14 protein-coding genes, 1 rRNA gene and 2 pseudogenes are annotated in these 18,300 nt (G+C 60.2%); 7 read left to right on the top strand and 10 right to left on the bottom strand.

Annotation, left to right across the window (positions count from 1 at the left end; all coding sequences use genetic code 11):
- Positions 1 to 37: 37 nt before the first annotated feature.
- The 3 genes and pseudogenes from KW840_RS28860 to KW840_RS00075 all read right to left on the bottom strand — a co-directional run.
- A pseudogene (locus tag KW840_RS28860) lies at positions 38 to 475 on the bottom strand (methyl-accepting chemotaxis protein); the annotation flags it as partial.
- 150 nt (positions 476 to 625) lie between these two features.
- Positions 626 to 1,264: pseudogene (locus KW840_RS28855) on the bottom strand (PAS domain-containing protein); the annotation flags it as partial.
- 207 nt (positions 1,265 to 1,471) lie between these two features.
- A complete protein-coding gene (locus tag KW840_RS00075; RefSeq protein ID WP_328587071.1) occupies positions 1,472 to 2,782 on the bottom strand; it encodes an MFS transporter in 1,311 nt (436 codons plus the stop codon).
- Positions 2,783 to 2,983: 201 nt separating this feature from the next.
- Between KW840_RS00075 and KW840_RS00070 the strand changes: the two genes are divergently transcribed.
- The 3 genes from KW840_RS00070 (at position 2,984) to KW840_RS00060 (ending at position 6,494) form a co-directional block, all read left to right on the top strand.
- Entirely contained in the window at positions 2,984 to 4,402 is a 1,419-nt protein-coding gene (locus tag KW840_RS00070; protein ID WP_218494198.1) for a TIGR00366 family protein, read from the top strand.
- Positions 4,403 to 4,651: 249 nt separating this feature from the next.
- A complete protein-coding gene (locus KW840_RS00065; RefSeq protein ID WP_218494197.1) occupies positions 4,652 to 5,824 on the top strand; it encodes a hypothetical protein in 1,173 nt (390 codons plus the stop codon).
- Between the two features lie 145 nt (positions 5,825 to 5,969).
- The gene (locus tag KW840_RS00060) at positions 5,970 to 6,494 is read left to right on the top strand and encodes a lysine methyltransferase (RefSeq protein ID WP_218494196.1); all 525 of its coding nucleotides are present in this window, start codon (positions 5,970 to 5,972) and stop codon (positions 6,492 to 6,494) included.
- Between the two features lie 6 nt (positions 6,495 to 6,500).
- On the opposite strand, the gene can is transcribed toward KW840_RS00060, so the two are convergent.
- Positions 6,501 to 7,145 carry a carbonate dehydratase gene (gene can, locus KW840_RS00055; RefSeq protein WP_057398071.1) on the bottom strand — a complete coding sequence of 215 codons (645 nt, stop codon included), beginning with the start codon at positions 7,143 to 7,145 and terminating at the stop codon, positions 6,501 to 6,503.
- Positions 7,146 to 7,314: 169 nt separating this feature from the next.
- Between can and KW840_RS00050 the strand changes: the two genes are divergently transcribed.
- The gene (locus tag KW840_RS00050) at positions 7,315 to 7,722 is read left to right on the top strand and encodes a serine kinase/phosphatase (RefSeq protein WP_150815034.1); all 408 of its coding nucleotides are present in this window, start codon (positions 7,315 to 7,317) and stop codon (positions 7,720 to 7,722) included.
- Between the two features lie 106 nt (positions 7,723 to 7,828).
- On the opposite strand, the gene rimI is transcribed toward KW840_RS00050, so the two are convergent.
- Together rimI and KW840_RS00040 are read right to left on the bottom strand one after the other, a co-directional pair.
- The gene (gene rimI / locus KW840_RS00045) at positions 7,829 to 8,281 is read right to left on the bottom strand and encodes a ribosomal protein S18-alanine N-acetyltransferase (RefSeq protein ID WP_007981794.1); all 453 of its coding nucleotides are present in this window, start codon (positions 8,279 to 8,281) and stop codon (positions 7,829 to 7,831) included.
- Complete coding sequence (locus tag KW840_RS00040; protein WP_090457694.1) at positions 8,274 to 9,020, bottom strand: energy transducer TonB; 747 nt, start codon at positions 9,018 to 9,020, stop codon at positions 8,274 to 8,276. Before KW840_RS00040 ends, rimI begins: the two co-directional genes overlap by 8 nt.
- A 219-nt stretch (positions 9,021 to 9,239) precedes the next feature.
- On the opposite strand from KW840_RS00040, the gene mksB reads away from it, so the two are divergent.
- Genes mksB through mksF form a run of 3 tightly spaced genes read left to right on the top strand, consistent with a single transcriptional unit; the run spans position 9,240 to position 14,045 of the window.
- Complete coding sequence (mksB, locus tag KW840_RS00035) at positions 9,240 to 10,517, top strand: Mks condensin complex protein MksB (protein WP_174245530.1); 1,278 nt, start codon at positions 9,240 to 9,242, stop codon at positions 10,515 to 10,517.
- Positions 10,507 to 11,208 (top strand): Mks condensin complex protein MksE, encoded by a 702-nt coding sequence (gene mksE, locus KW840_RS00030; protein WP_154947809.1) that lies wholly within the window; start codon positions 10,507 to 10,509, stop codon positions 11,206 to 11,208. The genes mksB and mksE overlap by 11 nt, the downstream gene beginning before the upstream one ends.
- On the top strand, positions 11,205 to 14,045 hold the full coding sequence (gene mksF / locus KW840_RS00025) for an Mks condensin complex protein MksF (protein WP_218494195.1): 2,841 nt from the start codon (positions 11,205 to 11,207) through the stop codon (positions 14,043 to 14,045). The genes mksE and mksF overlap by 4 nt, the downstream gene beginning before the upstream one ends.
- A 204-nt stretch (positions 14,046 to 14,249) precedes the next feature.
- Here the strand turns inward: mksF and KW840_RS00020 are convergent, their stop codons facing one another.
- From KW840_RS00020 to rrf, 4 genes are all read right to left on the bottom strand, one after another.
- A complete protein-coding gene (locus KW840_RS00020; RefSeq protein WP_218494194.1) occupies positions 14,250 to 16,553 on the bottom strand; it encodes an intermembrane transport protein PqiB in 2,304 nt (767 codons plus the stop codon).
- A complete protein-coding gene (locus KW840_RS00015) occupies positions 16,546 to 17,169 on the bottom strand; it encodes a paraquat-inducible protein A (RefSeq protein ID WP_007997011.1) in 624 nt (207 codons plus the stop codon). Before KW840_RS00015 ends, KW840_RS00020 begins: the two co-directional genes overlap by 8 nt.
- Positions 17,156 to 17,815, bottom strand: a complete 660-nt coding sequence (locus tag KW840_RS00010; RefSeq protein WP_218494193.1) for a paraquat-inducible protein A — start codon at positions 17,813 to 17,815, stop codon at positions 17,156 to 17,158. Before KW840_RS00010 ends, KW840_RS00015 begins: the two co-directional genes overlap by 14 nt.
- A gap of 147 nt (positions 17,816 to 17,962) precedes the next feature.
- Positions 17,963 to 18,078 (bottom strand): 5S ribosomal RNA (rrf, locus tag KW840_RS00005).
- Positions 18,079 to 18,300: the final 222 nt, after the last annotated feature.

The following is an 18,300-nucleotide window of genomic DNA, read 5'->3' as shown; positions in this document are numbered from 1 at the left end:
CGGAGCAAGCCCGCTCCCACCAAGAGCTGATCTCAGGTCAGTTGGTGAGTTGATTGGCAAACTGCCCCACCGCGTTGACCACTTTCTGCGCGCCGTCCTGGATCTCGACAATCACCGTACCCGCTTCCGCCGCCAGTGCCAGGCCCTGCTCGGCCTGAAGCTTGCCGTCGGACATCAGCGCTACGGCGTTGCGCGCCATGTCCTGGTTCTGCCGCACCACGAGGACGATTTCGTCGGTGGCCTGGCTGGTGCGCGAAGCCAGTTGCCGGACCTCATCAGCCACCACGGCGAACCCCCGCCCCTGCTCGCCCGCACGGGCCGCTTCGATGGCCGCGTTGAGCGCCAGCAGGTTGGTCTGCTCGGCAATGCCGCTGATGGTTTTGACAATGGTACCGATCACCAGCGACTGCTCGTTCAGCGCTTCGATGCCATCGCCGGCGGTTTGCATATGCCTGGCCAGGTTGCGCATCACGTCCACGGCCTGGGTCACCACGGCGTTGCCGCGCTGAGCGCTTTGGTCGGTTTGCTGCGAGGTGCTGTAGGCGATGTTGGCCGCCTCGGCGACGGCTTGCTCCTGATTGACCTGATCGGTAATCACCGTGGCGAACTTCACCACCTTGTAGAGATTATTGTTGGCATCGGCCACCGGGTTGTAGGACGCCTCAAGCCAGACCGCACGACCATGGCTGTCGACACGTTTGAAACGGTCGGCCACGTACTCGCCCGCATTCAGGCGACGCCAGAAGTTATGGTATGCGTCACTGTTGTATTCTTCCGGCAGGCAGAAGGTGCGGTGATGCTTGCCCTTGACCTGCGCCAGGCTGTAACCCATACCGCTGAGGAAGCGGTCGTTGGCGGTCAGCACGTTGCCGTTGAGGTCGAATTCGATCACCGCCGTGGAGCGCACCAGCGCGCCGATCAGGTTCTCGTGTTCGCGGGAGGCCTCGATGGTGCGGGTCAGGTCGCTGGAAAAGATCGAAAAACACTTGATCCGCCCGTCCGCCGAGCGCACCGGTTGCAGGATCGAACGCAACCACGCTTCCTGGCCGGTACCGCGCAACAGACGCACTGCGCCGGCGAAGTGCTCGCCACGGGTCAACGCGTTCTTGAAGCGCAGCTGGAATTCATCGGATTTCACTTGATCCGGGACCAGATCGTCGATGTGTCGGCCAATCAGGTCGCCGCTCTTGTAATGCATTTCGCCAAGGAAGTTCTGGTTGACCGACTGAACCCGCCCGTTGCTGTCGAGGGTCAGCACCAGCATTTCGCTTTCCAGACTTTCCTTCACTTGCTGGAGGCTGGAGAGTTCTTCACGAAGAGCCGACAGCTCCTGCTTCAAGCGTTTATTGAACATGGGAAAGCACCGATGGACAGGGGTAGAAAGCGATATGCAGCCTAACCATCGGCCTTGGAAACATTTTCTTAAGCGTGCTTCAGGCTTGTCCTAAAAAAATAATTACGACATGCCCGATCAATGCGCGCCAGCCGCAGGACAGCCTGCGATTCTCGGCATCCGCGCACCGAAGTACGCCGCACTGCCCATGCCCACCGCGCCCATCACCGCACTGAACATCACGCAGATCCATGGGCTCCATGGCATCAGACCGATCAACAACAGCGGTGTGACACTCGCCCATGCGGCATAGGCAATGTTGTAGGTGAACGAGATCCCCGAAACGCGAATCCGCGCCGGGAACAGGCTGACCATCACCGATGGCACCGCGCCAACTACCCCGCAGGACAGCCCGGCCACCGCGTAGGCCAGGCCGATCCAGTCGCCGCCCATGATCAGGCAGGCATACAGCACGCCGATGCCCAGCGGCAGCAGCAGGCTATAGAGCATCACCGTGCGCCAGGCGCCGATGCGATCGACCAGCAGCCCGGCGAGCACGCAGCCGATGTTCAGGAACACGATGCCCAGCGCGCTCAAGGCGAAGGTACGACTGGCGGTCATACCAAAGGTTTTCTGCATCATGGTCGGGGTGATGACCACGAACACCACCACGGCCGAGGTCAGCACACAAGTGAGAATCATCGCCGGCAAAATGGCCAGGCGATGCTCGCGCAAGACCGTACGCAGCGGCAGTTCGCCGGCTGCCTCGCGCTGCGCCTGCATGGCCGTGAACACTGGGGTTTCGCTGAGCCAGCGACGCAGCCACACGCCAATCACCCCAAACACGCCGCCCAACAGGAAGGGATAACGCCAGGCGTAATCGAGGATTTCCGCCGCAGTGAACGCCTGCGCCAGGAAGGTCGCGGTCAATGCGCCGATCAAATAGCCGAAGGTCAGCCCCGCCTGCAAGAAACCCAAGGCATAGCCGCGGTGGGCGATGGGTGCGTGCTCGGCGACGAATACCCAGGCACTGGGTACCTCACCGCCCACCGCCGCACCCTGGAGGATGCGCAGGGCCAACAGCAGCAAAGGTGCGAAATAGCCGATTTGCGCGTAGGTCGGCATGATCCCGATCAGCAGGCAGGGCAACGCCATCATCAGGATGCTCAGGCTGAAGACTTTCTTTCGCCCCAGACGGTCGGCGAAGTGCGCCATCAGGATGCCGCCCAGCGGTCGCGCCAGGTAACCGGTGACAAAGATCCCGAAGCTTTGCAGCAATCGAAGCCACTCGGGCATTTCCGGCGGGAAGAACAACTGGCTGAGGGTCAGGGCGAAAAACACGAAGATGATGAAGTCGTAGATTTCCAGCGCCCCGCCGAGAGCGGCGAGCCCCAGGGTCTTGTAGTCCGAGCGGCTGAACGGCGTCGGGCGCGAATCGGTGTTAGTCATGAAAAGAACTCTGGCACAGGCAAAAACCAAGGCGCCCATGGTCTACGCAAATGCACCGACGGACAACCCGTTAGACCAAAGTCCCATAGCCACGAAACAGCCCCGCAAAAGTCCTCGGCTTGAATTAATGTTGGCGCCTGTCCAGACGGGCGGTTACTGCCCCGAAGACCACTACAAACATAATAAATCCGAGGTACCCCCGTGGCCGCTGATATCGAAGATAGCCGCTCCGCCCGCTTTGCCCTGCGCTGTTCAAGTTTTGCCGAACGCTGGTTTCCCGACTCTTGGGTGTTTGCTGCCCTGGCGGTGATTATCGTGGCCCTGGCCACCATGGCGATGGGTGCCAAGCCCACCGATGCCGCGGTGGCGTTCGGTGACGGCTTCTGGAGCCTGATCCCGTTCACCATGCAGATGGCGTTCGTGGTAATCGGTGGTTACGTGGTCGCCAGTTCGCCACCGGCGGTGAAGCTGATCGACCGTCTGGCGAAAATCCCGAAAAACGGCCGCTCCGCCGTAGCCTGGGTGGCGCTGATTTCCATGGTTGCTTCGCTGCTGAACTGGGGTCTGTCGCTGGTGTTCGGCGGTTTGCTGGTGCGCGCTCTGGCCCGCAGAACCGATCTGAAGATGGACTATCGCGCCGCCGGTGCCGCTGTCTACCTGGGCCTCGGCGCGGTTTGGGCCCTGGGCCTGTCATCGTCCGCTGCGCAATTGCAGGCCAACCCGGCCAGCCTGCCGCCGTCGATCCTGTCGATCACCGGGGTGATCCCTTTCACCCAGACGATCTTTCTTTGGCAGTCCGGTGTGATGTTGCTGGCCCTGATCATCGTTTCACTGATCGTTGCCTACGCCACCGCCCCCGGCCCGAACTCCGCACGAGACGCCAACGCCTGCGGGATCGACCCAAGCTTCAACCTGCCACCGCTGCAACCACGCACCCGCCCCGGCGAATGGCTGGAACACAGCCCGCTGCTGACGATTCTGCTGGTGCTGCTGGCAGCCGGATGGCTGTTCCATGAGTTCTCGACCAAACCGGCCATCAGCGCGATTTCCGGGCTGAACACCTACAACTTCCTGTTCATCATGCTGGGGGCGCTACTGCACTGGCGTCCGCGCAGCTTTCTGGATGCCGTGTCCCGTGCGGTACCGACCACCACCGGTGTGTTGATCCAGTTCCCGCTGTACGGCTCGATCGCCGCACTGATGACTACGGTCAAGGGTGCCGATGCGCAGACCCTGGCGCACCACATCTCGACCTTTTTCGTCAGCATTGCCTCCCACGACACCTATGCCCTGCTGATGGGGGTGTACTCGGCGATCCTCGGCTTCTTCATTCCGTCCGGCGGCGGCAAGTGGATCATCGAAGCGCCGTACGTGATGCAGGTGGCCAATGACCTGAACTATCACCTGGGCTGGGCCGTACAGATCTACAACGCCGCCGAAACCTTGCCGAACCTGATCAACCCGTTCTACATGCTGCCGTTGCTGGGCGTACTGGGGTTGAAGGCGCGGGACCTGATCGGCTTCTCGTTCGTGCAGTTGCTGGTGCACACGCCACTGGTGCTGTTTTTGCTGTGGGCACTGGGCACGACGCTGACGTATACGCCGCCGGTGATGCCGTGACCCAAATGGTGGTGATGACATAGAACCCTGTGGGAGCGAGCTTGCTCGCGATGGCAATGTCACTGACATATTGATGCTGAATGTGCCGACGCCATCGCGAGCAAACCCGCTCCCACAGTGGTTTCTCCCACATTAAGAATGCACGTTGCCTGACAGCTTTTTGCCTCCCCCCTCTAGACCAACCGCCGCCTGCGGTTTCAGTATGTAGCACCCACGCCAACGGGAAACCACGCTGAAAAGGATCTGAGCATGCTAAAACTTGCAGGACTGACTCTCGCAGCCGTCACCCTGAGTGCCGCTGCCCACGCCGATGTCGCCCTGAAACTGGGCAGTACCGAACGCGTTACCCGTCTCTTCGCCTATCCCAACAACTGCAACGTGATCTGCTTTCGCAACTGGACACTTGAACAGACCGTCGAGCATTACCTGACCCAAAGCGTGCAGCGTGATGGCTACACCGGGGCGAAGGTTCTGATCAAGACCGATAACAATCAGCTTTATGCCGAAATCAGCGGCGTACCCAACGGCTATGAAAAGCCTCTGGCCGCGCTGCTCGACGCCGGTGACCTGGCCTACAACGGCGCCAGCAAACTGAATGCCGATGGCAAGTGGGCGTATAGCTGGTACCTGTTCCTGCCGTTGGGTATGGCCCTGGAAAACCGCAAAAGCGTCGAACTGCTGCACTTCCCGCCAGACTATTCGCTGACCCAGGCCCAGGATTACCTGAGATCCGCCACTACGGATCGCTGGGCCACGCTGCTGACTGCCAACGGCATCCCGGCCGGGCAGACGCCGGGCTACCAGACAATCATCGACATCGCCCCGATTGCCGCGCCGTCCAACGCGGGCAAAGACCTCGAAGGCGTCTACGGCTACTTCAAGGATTACCAGACCACCATGGTCAAGGAAGTCAGCCTGAACGCCAGCGGCGCAGCCCTGCCGATGGTCGCCTTCGGCGCACCGGTGCGTAACTGGATCAAAGAGCAATACGGGCAGACGGTGAACGTGTTGGGCCTGGTCCAGATCACCCCGGACAACGGCGTGAAAGTCCCTGTGCTGGGCTCCAACCATCCGAGCTACATTTGGTATGCCGCCGATCCGACAAGCTACACCGGCAGTGACGCCCAGGCCAAGGCCGATGCGGCAGGTCTGAAAGTCATGGGTCAGGATTTGAGTGCTGCGTGCTGGCAGGCCGCCATGGGACGCCAACCGGACAGCAATCCGGACGTTGAGCTCAATACCTGCAGGCAAACCTGGCAAGTGGCCCAGAAAGAAAAAACCTGCGAGCTGTTCTACACCTCGATCCGCAACCTGTCGCCCCAACAGGCTGTGGGCAAATGCGCGACAGCTTCGATCGTGTCCCAGCTCAAGCAGCTCAAGGCCCCGGCACCCGCCACGGCGAAACCTGCTCCGCCGCTGTAACCCGATGAACGGCGAAAAAATCTGTCACTTATGACAGTAGACCGCCCATGGTATCTGCGAGAGGCTTGGGCTGAACCCATGTGCTGCTGTGCTGACAGGACCGTCGGTGCAAGGAAGTAGCAGCACCCAGCAGACAGGGATTGTTATGAAAGCTCACGCCCCTCAACGAAAACGCCCACAACCGCCGCAAGGTGTTTACCCCTTTTCGGAGCTGCCCGTTCGCCTGGGATTTCCTTCCCTGGCCGACTTCGAAATCATTGAACACGCCAAGGGCGAAGCCACGGGTATTGCCGCACGACGCGAGTTCCCGCGAATCACCCGTATCTGCCGGGCGTCGGGGCATTTGCTGCCCTACCGCTGCCGACATACCCGCCAGCTCGCCCCGAGCATACACGTCTACGACCCGCGCTTCTGCGGACTGTTACGACACTCCTGCGACCCCAATGTCTTTCTGGACTTGAGCGAGTTGTGCTTATGGGCGCTGAAGGACATCAGCAAGGGGGACTGGCTGACCATGGACTTCGCCGCCACCGAAGACAAACTGCAACGCCAATTTGCCTGCCAGTGCGGCTCATACGAGTGCCGTGGCTGGATTACCGGCTACAACGAGTTGCCAAACGCCGACGGCCAGGCGTTTCTGCAACGCTGGCGTCGGCAACGTCATTATTGACGGGTATTACTGAGGGTCGATCGGACGCAGGCGGTACTGCGGCGGCAGTTGCTCGAAGCCGCTGATGGTGGTGTTCAGGCTTTTCCAGCGACCGTCCTTGATGCCGTAGATGCAACCGTGGACCGACAGGCTCTGCCCGCGGTGCCAGGCATTTTGCACAATGCTGGTATGGGCGACGTTGGCCACTTGCTGAATCACGTTGAGTTCGCAGAGGCGGTCGACCTGTTCCTCTTCGGTGGCCAGTTTGGCCAGCTCTTCGCGCTTCTCGTAGTAGAGATCGCGAATCGAACGCAGCCAGCCGTCGATCAGGCCGAACTGGCGATCCTGCATCGAAGCGCGCACACCGCCGCAGCCATAATGGCCGGTGACAAGGATGTGTTTGACCTTCAGTACATCGACCGCGTACTGAATCACCGACAGGCAGTTGAGGTCGGTGTGCAGCACGACGTTGGCCACATTACGGTGTACGAACAGATCGCCCGGCAGCATGCCGACGATCTCGTTGGCCGGCACCCGGGCGTCGGAACAACCGATCCACAGAAACTCAGGGGTCTGTTGGCGAGCCAGCTTGGCGAAGAAGTCAGGATCTTCCTCCTTGATCGCAGCGGCCCAACGCTCGTTGTTATCAATCAGATCTTGTAATTCGTTCATGCTTTGAAGCCTCAAGAATGATGCGCAGCTTTGACTGACAACCGTCCGTCGGGGTCACGCGCGAAAATGCAGATGCTCTCCTGATCCGGAACACGGGGCTCCATGCCGGTGGAATTCTCGGTAGCCACGGGGGTCAACCGTAGTAGGGACTACAGTATGAGGAATTGCCATGAATGATTCACGACGTCCGTACGATGCGGTGCAACCGGAACCCGTCGATGACAACGAAGACCGCATGGGCTCGGTGCGTGAGCTGGATTTCGACGCTGAAGAACCCAGCACCAGAATCGGTGACGAACTGCCGGAAAAGGAGCGCGAGCGACTGCTGTCACGCCAGCGCGGACGTGAAGCGGGCCTGACCGCTGCTGCCTCGACCGGTGACCATCAACCTACCGATGACGATCTGAGCCCGGAAACCCTGATCCGCGAGGACGGCGCCCGGGATGCCCACGAGGCGGGCAATGATAGCCGTGCGGATTGGGACCTGAGCATCGTCGACGAGGACGAAATCGGCGGTGGCAATGGCCTGGATGAGGCTGAACTGGCTCAGCGCGATCCGATGGACGGCAAGCGCTGATCTTCAGTGTCTGAAAGATCGCCATCGCGAGCAGGCTCGCTCCCATAGGTTTTATGTACGACACAAATCTCTGTGGGAGCGAGCCTGCTCGCGAAGCTTTTGAAGCTCAATCCACCAAAGTGCAGGCCATGACCACCGCATCTTCGCGCCCGCCCACCGCCGGGTAGTAATCCCGACGCCGGCCGATCTCGTTGAAACCATATCGCTCATACAGCTTGAACGCCGCGGTATTGCTGTCGCGCACTTCCAGGAAACACTCCCGGGCGTCGGCCTTGTAGGCAATCGACATCAAATGCTCAAGCAATGTCAGCCCCAGGCCACGCCCCTGGTTTTCCGGCTTGACCGTAATGTTGAGCAGGTGCGCCTCGTCGAGGATGATCTGCACCACACCGTGGCCGACCTGTTGCTGACCTTCGAACATCAGCCAGATCTGATACTTGCCCAGGCCATCGAGGAAAATCCCGCGGGTCCAGGGATGGCTATAGGCCGCATATTCGATTTTCAGTACAGCTTCCAGGTCCGCCTCGGTCATCGGGCGAAACGATACAGCGTCACTCATTCGATTCTTTCCAGCGCGCCATCAGCCGACGCATGGCTTGCCAGACATCAGCCTTACGCTGTGGCTCTTCCATTAATAATTCCAGGCCCGGCACCGCCCAGGCCGAGCCCAGGCCTTCGATCTGCAATTCGCGATTGAACGCCTCGGCATCCGCTTCGCCGGCAAATCGCACCGCAGGCAAGCCGATCAGCCACAAGCAGGCGCAGGGCGTTTCTTCCATGCGCACCGAGAGAAAACCTTGCACGAAGTCGCGGGCCGCTTCCGGGCCCTGATCCATCGTGCCACGCACCAACAGCGGCCAACGCACCGGCTCACCGACGATCTGCGGGCTGTCCGGCAGACCGGCGGCGCGCAGCATGTCCTTGAGCAGCAGGTAGGCAGGATCGCGAGTCTGGAAGGATTCACCTGTGGGTAACTCCACCAGCAGCAGGCAACGCCCGGCCCGCAATAATTGCAGGGCGAAACGCGGGGGCGGCACGATGGGTGCCTTGACCACGGCTGGCGTCTCTTCGGCCTCTTCCACCGGTTTGGCGCCGGTGCGGGTGCTGGCCAGCGATGGCCGTGGCACCTCGATCTTCACCCGCTCGGCCGGTTTGACCACAGGCGCCACGGGCGTATCGGCCACAACAGCGGGCACGACAGGCGCGACCACAACCGGCTCGGGAATCTCCAGCAGCTCGGGCCGCGACGGCGCGGCAAAGGGCAATTCGGTGCGCGGCAGCCAGTTGACCACCTGCATGGCGGCCAGATAAGCGCGACGACGGGACTCGATAAGCAAAGGTCGGCCACTTGTGGATAACTAAAGTGCGCTGATTCTACCGCCGTTCGCTGAAGATCGCCCGCAGTTGATCGATGCACCTTACCGAAAAGAAGGCGACAGTCCGTCCCGAGAGTGAATCGCATTGCCCCCGATGCAGTACAATCGCGGCTTTTAATCGCCAACCAGCCGGCCATTCCGATGATCGAACCCAAGCGCGTCTTGCGCGCCCTCGCTGAACACTGGGCACTTCTGGAGCCACTGTGCGAGCACTTCGACCAAGGCACACTGAGCCTGAACGAACTGCGCACGCAACTGGCCGCCCAGCAACTCGACAGTACGCCGCAGGACATCACCAGCCTGCTGGATGTGTGGATTCGCCTCGACATCCTGGTTCCCGTGGCCAAAAGCCCGAACCGTTTCGAGCTCAATGCGCAGATTCACGACTTCCTCGCCTATCTGCGCCGTGAACACCGTCTGGGCCTGTGCCTGGAGATCGAAGCCTACCTACGCCACCTCGAGCGTCTGGCCGGTTATATCCAGGACGCATTCGATATCCGCGACGGCAACGACCTCGCCCGCCAATTGCGCCTGCTCGACATGCGCGTGCGTGACGTGCTGAAAAAACTCGATAACGACGAACAGGCACTGGTGGCCGTCGCCGAACGGGCGAAAACCAGCGACCGGCAGATTCCGCTGCGCCAGCGTTACGCCGAAGTGCTGGCGACCTGGGACGAATACGTCGAGCCGATGATTGATCTGGTGAACGCCGACGGCGCCTTCGAACAAGGCGTGCGCAAGGTCGAAACCGTCCTGCTGAAGATGCTCAGCGAACAGCAGCGCCTCGGCCACCTGGTCGACGACGACATGTTGCTGCGCACCCACGCGCGCATCCTCGAAATGCAGACCAGCGCCCAGCTGACCCTGCGTCACGCCCGCGAGCTGCTGCTGCCGCTGCGCGAAGAGGCGCGCCGGCACAACGCCGTGACCCGTGGCGCCGCATTGGCCCTGTCGATGATCCGCCGCAAAGGCATCGACGCCGTGCCGCAAGCGGCGATGCCGATGTTCACTCGCCCACAGAGCACCTTCCTCGGCAGTGCCAGCCAGGTCGAAGCCTACGTTTATGCCCTGGCCCGCTTCGAACCGAAACCGGCGCGCTTCCCCAAGGCTCACAAGACCCAGAAAGGCGAAGCGCCACGGGCGCCACGCACCGTTCGGGAAATGCTCGAACGCTGCGAAGATGCCCTGCCGATGCCGGACCTGATGACCTGGCTGCTGGAGCAGGAACCGGACGGTGCCACCGACGAACTGTTGTACTGGTTCTCGCGCCTGTCGCGGGAAAAACGCTTCAAGCGCGAGCGCCTGGAACGTCGCGAATACCATACTCACGAGCACCAGGTCAGCCTGCGCTCCTTCGCCCTGCTCTCGGTCAGCGACACCGCCGCCGAGGATTCTGCGAGCACTCCCTATGCATCTTGATCTATCCGAACTGTCCCAGCTGGCGCCGATCTTTCGCGAGCTGTTCAAGGGTTATCACGTCAGCCGCCGCGATCCGGAGCTGTACGCGCAGTTGTCGAACTTCCAGGACCAGTACCGCACGCTGTTCAAGGCCCTGGGCTTTGAACTGGTCTGCGACACCCGTGGCTTCTACTACTTCGTGCCGGACCTCGCGGCGGCGGCGGTGAACAAGACCGCCCAGCGTCTGGCGCTGTTCACCTTTATCCTCGTCGAGCACCTGGCCGATCAGGGCCGCGATCCGATCGCCGTGCTCGACGGCGGCAGCCTCGGTCGCGATGAATTGCCGTCGCTGCTGGAAAAGTACCGCGACCTGTTCATCCAGGCCGAAGTGCAGACCCAGGACGAGCTCGAAGAAAAGATCATGCGCCGCATGACCCAGCTCGGTTTCGCCAGTGAAGAAAACGGCATCTACCGTTTCCTGCCGCCGATGCACCGTTTCCTCGATGTGTGCCTGTCGGTGCAGCAGGACCGCGACCTGGCCGCCAGCCTGCACAGTGTCCTGCCGTTGCCGGTGCCGGTCCTGATCGACGAAGACAGCGACGAAAAGCTGTTGCAGACCGATGACCCGCTCGACCTCGCGGAATTTGAAGACGAGAGCGAAGAAGACGCCTTAGCCCGCGCCATCGCCGAAGAACAGGAGCTCGACGCATGAGCAAGGAACGTTACGGCATCCGCCGCTTTGCCCTTTTGAACACCGCCGGCTACAGCCTCGGCCTGTTCCCGCTGGAAGAGCCGCTATCGGTATACGGCGCCAACAACCTGGGTAAATCCGCCTCGATCAACGCCCTGCAGTTCCCGATCCTGGCGCGCATGTCGGACATGAGCTTCGGCAAGTACAGCCTGGAGCAGTCCCGGCGCTTCTACTTCGCCTCGGACACCAGCTACATCCTGGTAGAGGTGAACCTGCCCCACGGCCCCCACGTGATCGGTGTGGTCGGTCGCGGCCCGGGCGGCGGCTTCGGTCACCAGTTCTTTGCCTATGCCGGCAAACTGGACCTGGCCCACTACCAGAAAAACGACACCTGCCTGCGCCAGAAAGAACTGTTCACCAACCTTGAGCGCGAAGGCTTGAAAGCCTACGAACTCAAGCCGGACGAACTGCGCCGCCTGCTGGTTGGAGGTCACACTTCGATCCCGCTGGACCTGACGCTGATCCCGCTGCGTTCCACCAGCGAGCAGAGCCTGAAGACCTTCCGCGCGCTGTTCATCAACCTGCTGCACATGCGCGAAATCACCGCGGCCAAGCTCAAGCAGCTGTTCCTCGATGCCTTCGAGCACAGCCTGCGTTCCGGCAGCGTCGACTACATCGCCGCGTGTGAAGAAGCGTTCCGCGATGTACGACGCATGGAGCAGGACTACAACTCGCTGGTCGCCGCCGGCCCGCTGGTCGAAGCCCTGGCCAACGGCGTGAAGCAACGCGACATCCTGCGCGGCAAACTGCACCGGATCTCGCCGCTGCTCGACTCCTTGCTCGGCACCTGGTCGGACTACGCCAGTGCGCGCAAGGAAGAGCTGACCATTCAGGCCGAGCACTACCGCAACGAGCAGGATGCCCTGCAAAACGACCAGCGCGGTGGCACCCAGGAACTGATGCGTCTGGAACGGGAAATCACCGGCATCCAGCGCTGGCTCGGCGAATTGTCGGTGCTCAAGCATCGCTTTGCCCTGGTCGATGACGTCAAGGTGCTGGAGCAGCAGCTGCTGGCCGCCAAGGACGCTCACGATGAACTGGCCGGTGCGCTGGCACAGTCCCGCCAGTTCAGCGCGGAAGACCTGGACGAGCGCCTGCGCGACCTGGAAAAACGCCTGAAGTCGGTCAAGCAGCAGCTCGATCACGCCGACAACAACAGCTACGCCCGTCTGCGTGAAGAATTCTCGCAGCAAGACGTCGAACGCCTGATGCGCCTGTTCAACAGCGCACTGTTCAGCCTGCCGCTGGGTGAACACGGCATCACCCTCGACGACGACGGCGAGTGGGTCAAATCCGTGGAGCTGATCCTCGACGGTTTCAAAGGCGAACGCTTCGAAGTGCCGGGCCTGTCCATCGACATCTCGCACATCGAACCACCGGCGCTGCAGGCCCTGGCTGACCGCGCAGCCCTGCGCGACCAGAAGGAGCGCCTGGACAAAGAACTCAAGCAACTGAAGACCCAGCAGGCCGTGGCGGCCGACCGCGCCGCGAGCAAGACCCAGACTGAAGTGCTGTACCAGCAAGTGCTGGATGCGCAGAAAGCCCTGGAAGATTTCCGTCGCGCGCAAACCCTGAGCGCCGAGGAAGGCGACAAGCTGGAACAGATGGCACAGATGGAAGCCGCACAGGACGAATTGAAGCGTTCCAGCGATGCCTTTACCGAGCGCGTCCAGCAACTGTCGGCCAAGCTACAACTGGTCGGCCGCCAGATCGGCGACATGGAAGCCAAGCAACGCACCCTCGACGACGCCCTGCACCGTCGCCAGTTGTTGCCGGCGGACCTGCCGTTCGGCACACCGTTCATGGACCCGATCGACGATTCCATGGACAACCTGCTGCCACTGCTCAACGACTATCAGGACAGCTGGCAAGGCCTGCTGCGGGCCGACGGCCAGATCGAAGCGCTGTACGCCCAGGTACGCCTCAAGGGCGTGGCCAAGTTCGACAGCGAAGACGATATGGAGCGTCGCCTGCAACTGCTGATCAACGCCTATGCGCACCGTACCGACGAAGCCCTGACCCTGGGCAAGGCTCGCCGTGCCGCCGTGACAGACATCGCCCGGACCCTGCGCAACATCCGCAGCGACTATGACAGCCTCGAACACCAACTGGCACTGTTCAACCGCGAGATCAACAAACGCCAGGTCTCCAACCTGCAAAGCTTCCGCATCGTGCTCGCACCGAACAAGGAAGCGCTCAAGCACATCGACCAGATCATTCACAGCGCAGGTCAGTATGAAGAAGGCGAAACCCTGTCGGTCTTCGATCTGAGCCAAAGCGCCGAGCAGGACAACAAGAACGAAGAGGCCAAGGAATACCTGGCGCGGCTGGTGGCGGCCAACCACAACCAGCTCGGCCTCAAGGACTTGTTCGAACTGGCGTTCGAGATCACCAAGGTCAACGGCCAACCGGTGATCCACACCGACATCGACGGCGCGGCGTCCAACGGCACCACCATGACCATCAAGGCGCTGACCAACATGTACTTGTTGCTGCACTTGATGGACCGTGACCAGGCCGGTCGCGTGCGCCTGCCGTACTACCTCGACGAGGCGGCGGACATCGATGAGAAGAACCAGGCCGCATTGCTGGAAACCAGCCTGCAACTGGGCTTCGTGCCGATCCTGGCGAGCGTGAAGCCGCAGGTCTGCGCCAGTGTCGCCATCGACCTGGAAGGTGGCAGCGGCCCGGCCGGTATCTACATCGATGAGGCGGACTGGAAGTACATCCGTCGTCACGATCAGGTAAGGGCGACGATCAACGAACAAGCGGATGAACCGGAGCTGGATGCGGTCTGAGGCTTGAATCGAAGGCAATAAAAAGGCCGCGGTCCAATGGATCGCGGCCTTTTTCATAGGTGTGTCATTTAGCTTTGCAGTGAACTTCAGAGCCTCTTCGCGGGCAAGCCCGCTCCTACATTTGATCGCATATCTTCAGGAACAACCCAGCCCCCCTGTGGGAGCAGGCTTGCCCGCGAAGGCGTCATCACAGACGCCAGAAAACTACTTACCGAGTGAAATCTTCGGCGCCCAGCCCAGCCACTCCTCTTCGAACTTGTCGAACAGCGCGAACGTCTGCTCCGGTCGCGCCGGGCTACCCATGCGCTCGCCATCCGGCGTGGCAAAGGCGACACCGCCCTGAATCATCGTCTCCAGTGATTCAGTACGCACCGTTGCACCTTTGAACAGGCCGACATCGAAGTCGAAACCGCTGGTGTTCCAGAATCGTGTACCGCTGCGTACCAATGGCGCGTACTTCGGTTCGATCAGGATATGGATCAGCACGCGATCAGCGGTCTGGCCCAGTTCATAACTGGTCACCTTGCCCACGGTGATTTCGCGATACGTCACCGGCACGCCGGCCTTCAGCGAACCGCGACGTGCCGCGCTCAGCACCAGACTCAATCCCGCCTCCTGCTTGGCAGTTTCGGGCGCGGCGGCCAAAACGACAAAGTTCTTCTGCGGTCCCAGGTTCTTCGGCGCCGGTTGTACCTCGATGTATTGCCCGGTCACCAGGGTTTCGAGGTTGGACGTCTTGATCAGGCCCAGTTCAGGCTTGACCACCCAGAACTGACTGCCGACCCGGGCAATGCGCTCTGGCACTTCGGTAATCCGCGCGGTCAACAGCACCGATTGCAGGTCCTCGCTGAGATCAACATCCTCCACCTTGCCGACATCCAGCCCCTTGAAACGAATCGGAGTGCCGGTACGCAGGCCATCAGCGCGATCGAGCTTGAGCGTGATGACTTCGCCCTTCTGCGTAGCGTCTTCATGGTTCGCGAACAGACGGAAACGTGGAATACGCTTCTGCAACGGGGCGTTGTCCTGCGGGGTCTCGAAGGCAATGCCGCCGGCCATCAAGCTTTGCAATGACTCGCTTTTAACCTGGACCCCGCCGGTCAGTCCGCCCGTGAGGGTGATGCCACTGGCGTTCCAGAAGCGCGTCGAGGCGTTGACCAGGCCTTCATATTCCTTCTCGATGTGCACGCCAATGATCAGTTGTTTCTTTTTGCGGGAGAACTGATAGCTCTGTACGGAGCCGACTTTGACCTGCTTGTAGAGAACCGGGCTGCCGACTTCCAGCGAACCGAGGTTTTCCGTGAACAAAACAAGGTGCAGGCCCGGTGCACGCAGATCCAGCGGCGGTGCCTTGGCCCGGGCTACAAACTCCCGCTGTGGCGCCGAACCCTTGTCGCCAGGCCGCACAGCGATGTAGTTGCCTTTGACCAACGCTTCGAGGCCGGTAATCCCCGCCAGGGAAATCGACGGCTTGACCACCCAGAACTGGGTGCCTTCGACCAGGTAATCCTCGGCCAATGGGTCCATCGTCAACTCGGCGGTTGCGCCAGACAGATCCGCATCGACCTTCAGCGTTTTCAGGCTGCCCACCTGAATACCCTTGTACATCACCGGTGTGCGACCGGCCTGCAAGCCGTCGAAATCACTGAGCTTGACCTTCACCCGGATACCGGCGGCGGCGGCGTCAAAGTCTTCATAGAGTCTGAACGGCAGGCTCGGATCGGTAGGCGGACTGTCCTTTCGGTTTTCGGGTGTGGCGAACGCAATACCACCGGCGACGATGCTGGCCAGGGACTCACTGCGGACCTTCACACCCGACAGATTGGCGTCGATGCTGATGCCGCTGGCATTCCAGAAACGTGTGTGTTTGCGCACCAGTTTGGCGTAAGTCGGCTCAATGAAGACCTTGAGCTCGACAGTGTTCTGGTCCTCGGACAATACATAGCTTTTGATCTGGCCCACTTTGATCTGTTTGTAAAACACCGGACTGCCACGGTTCAGCGAGCCCAGGCGGTCGGCCTTGATAGTCAAGTGCAGACCGGGCTGGGCATCGGAGAGCGGCGGTTCCTGGGCCAGGGCCTTGAACTTGCGGACCGGCTCGCCTTCCCCCGGGCTGATGGCGACATAGTTACCTGAAACCAGCGTCTCGAGACCGGTAATCCCTGCCAGCGTCACGCTCGGCTTGACCAGCCAGAAACGCGTGCTGGTTCGCAGGTATGGCTCTACGTCCTTGTTCATTTCGATGCTGGCGATCACGCCTTTGGAACTGCCTTCGTCATCGAGCTTGAGACTTTTGACCTTGCCGACCGACATGCCTTTATAGACAACTTCGGTCTTGTTGGCCTGAATGCCCTCGCCGCTCTCAAAACGCACCTGAATCTCGATACCGGTCTCGTTATAGGCACGCCAGCCGAGCCAGCTGCCAATGATCAAGGCGATCAGGGGCAACACCCAAATGGCAGACCAGTTCGAAGCCGGTCGGGTTTTCGCTACAGGCAAATCAGTCATGGTCGTCGTCCGACTCCGTGTTATCCCAAATCAGTCGGGGATCAAAAGTTACCGCGGCAAGCATCGTCAGAATCACCACCGTGGCGAAAGCGATGGCGCCAAGATTGGCTTCGATGCTGGCAAGCCGCCCAAAATTCACGACCGCCACGAGGATGGCAATCACAAAGATATCGAGCATCGACCAGCGGCCGATGAATTCAATGAAACGGTACATCCAGATACGCTGGCGAGCCGAAAGGGGCTGACGGCGCTGCACGGAAAACAGCAGCAGAGCGATGCCCACCAGCTTGAACGTGGGCACCACGATACTGGCGATAAACACCACGGCCGCAATGGGGAACATTCCGTAGTGCATCAGTTCGATCACACCTGCCATGATCGTGCTCGGCGCACCTTTGCCCAAGGAGTTCACGGTCATGATCGGCAGCAAATTGGCCGGTATGTAAAGAATGGCGGCGGTAATCAGCAATGCCCAGGTGCGCACCAGGCTATTCGGGCTGCGGGCGTGTACCAGCGCCCCGCAGCGCGTACAGACTTGCTCATCGGTATCAGCTTCCTGCCTGTTCAATTCATGACATTCCTTGCAAATCAGAATGCCCGCATCAATCGCCCGCATGGGCATCCTCTCCTGATAACGCTTGCCAGATCTGGTGAGGCGACATTACGACCTCCAGCCAGACTTGAACCAGCAACAAACCAATGAAGCACACCAGGCCGAGGCCTACGGTGATGGCTGCCATATCTGCCAGTTTTACGATCGCCACCAGTACGCCCATGAAGTAAACCTCGAGCATCCCCCATTCGCGTATATGGTGATAAATGCGATAGAGCAGCAAGCCGTAGCTGCGTCCGACATCAAAACGGATACTCAACAATACGGTCAGTTGGCACAGTAGCTTGAGCAGCGGGATCCCCATGCTGCACAGGAATACAATCACTGAAACGCTTTGCATACCCGTGTCAAAAAGGGCAACAACGCCGCTCCAGACAGTGTCTTGCGAAGACTGCCCGAGTAGATTGAGCTGCATGATGGGTAAAAAGTTCGCCGGAATAAACAACAACAAAGCGGCTATGACAAGGGCGAGACTGCGCTGTACGACGTTGTACCGATTGGCATAAAGCTCGTAGCCACAGCGCGGGCACATGGCTTTTTCGCCATGGGCGAGTTCGGGTTTACGCATGAGCAAGTCGCACTCATGGCAGGCAACCAGATTTTCCAGTGGTATTTCTGACAGCTCTTTGGCGTCAACCGAATCCGGCATAAGCGCTCTGACTCTGAAAAAGTTGGACCTATTCTAGTGTCCCGGGACAAAAATAACTGCGCCAATTTGTGCTTGATTGATCGTGCTTTTTCTACGACAAAAACAAAACCCCTACCTGCATACGCAGATAGGGGTTTCGGAATTTAATCTTGACGATGACCTACTCTCACATGGGGAAACCCCACACTACCATCGGCGATGCATCGTTTCACTGCTGAGTTCGGGATGGGATCAGGTGGTTCCAACGCTCTATGGTCGTCAAGAAATTCGGGTACTGAGTCGCGGCCGGTCGGCCTCGCTTCAGCAAATTGGGTATGTGACAGCTTTCGGTGTTTTGCAAGAGTCGAACTTTCGGTTCTTTCGTCTTCACACACCGCAATCTGATGCTCTTTCGAGTAGTCAAATTGCTTGGGTGTTATATGGTCAAGCCTCACGGGCAATTAGTATTGGTTAGCTCAACGCCTCACAGCGCTTACACACCCAAC

The sequence above is a fragment of the Pseudomonas sp. PDM30 genome (assembly GCF_019218985.1).
GTDB lineage: Bacteria > Pseudomonadota > Gammaproteobacteria > Pseudomonadales > Pseudomonadaceae > Aquipseudomonas > Aquipseudomonas jessenii.
The sequence above is the reverse complement of the archived record's forward strand: the minus strand, read 5'-3'. Positions and strand labels throughout refer to the sequence as shown.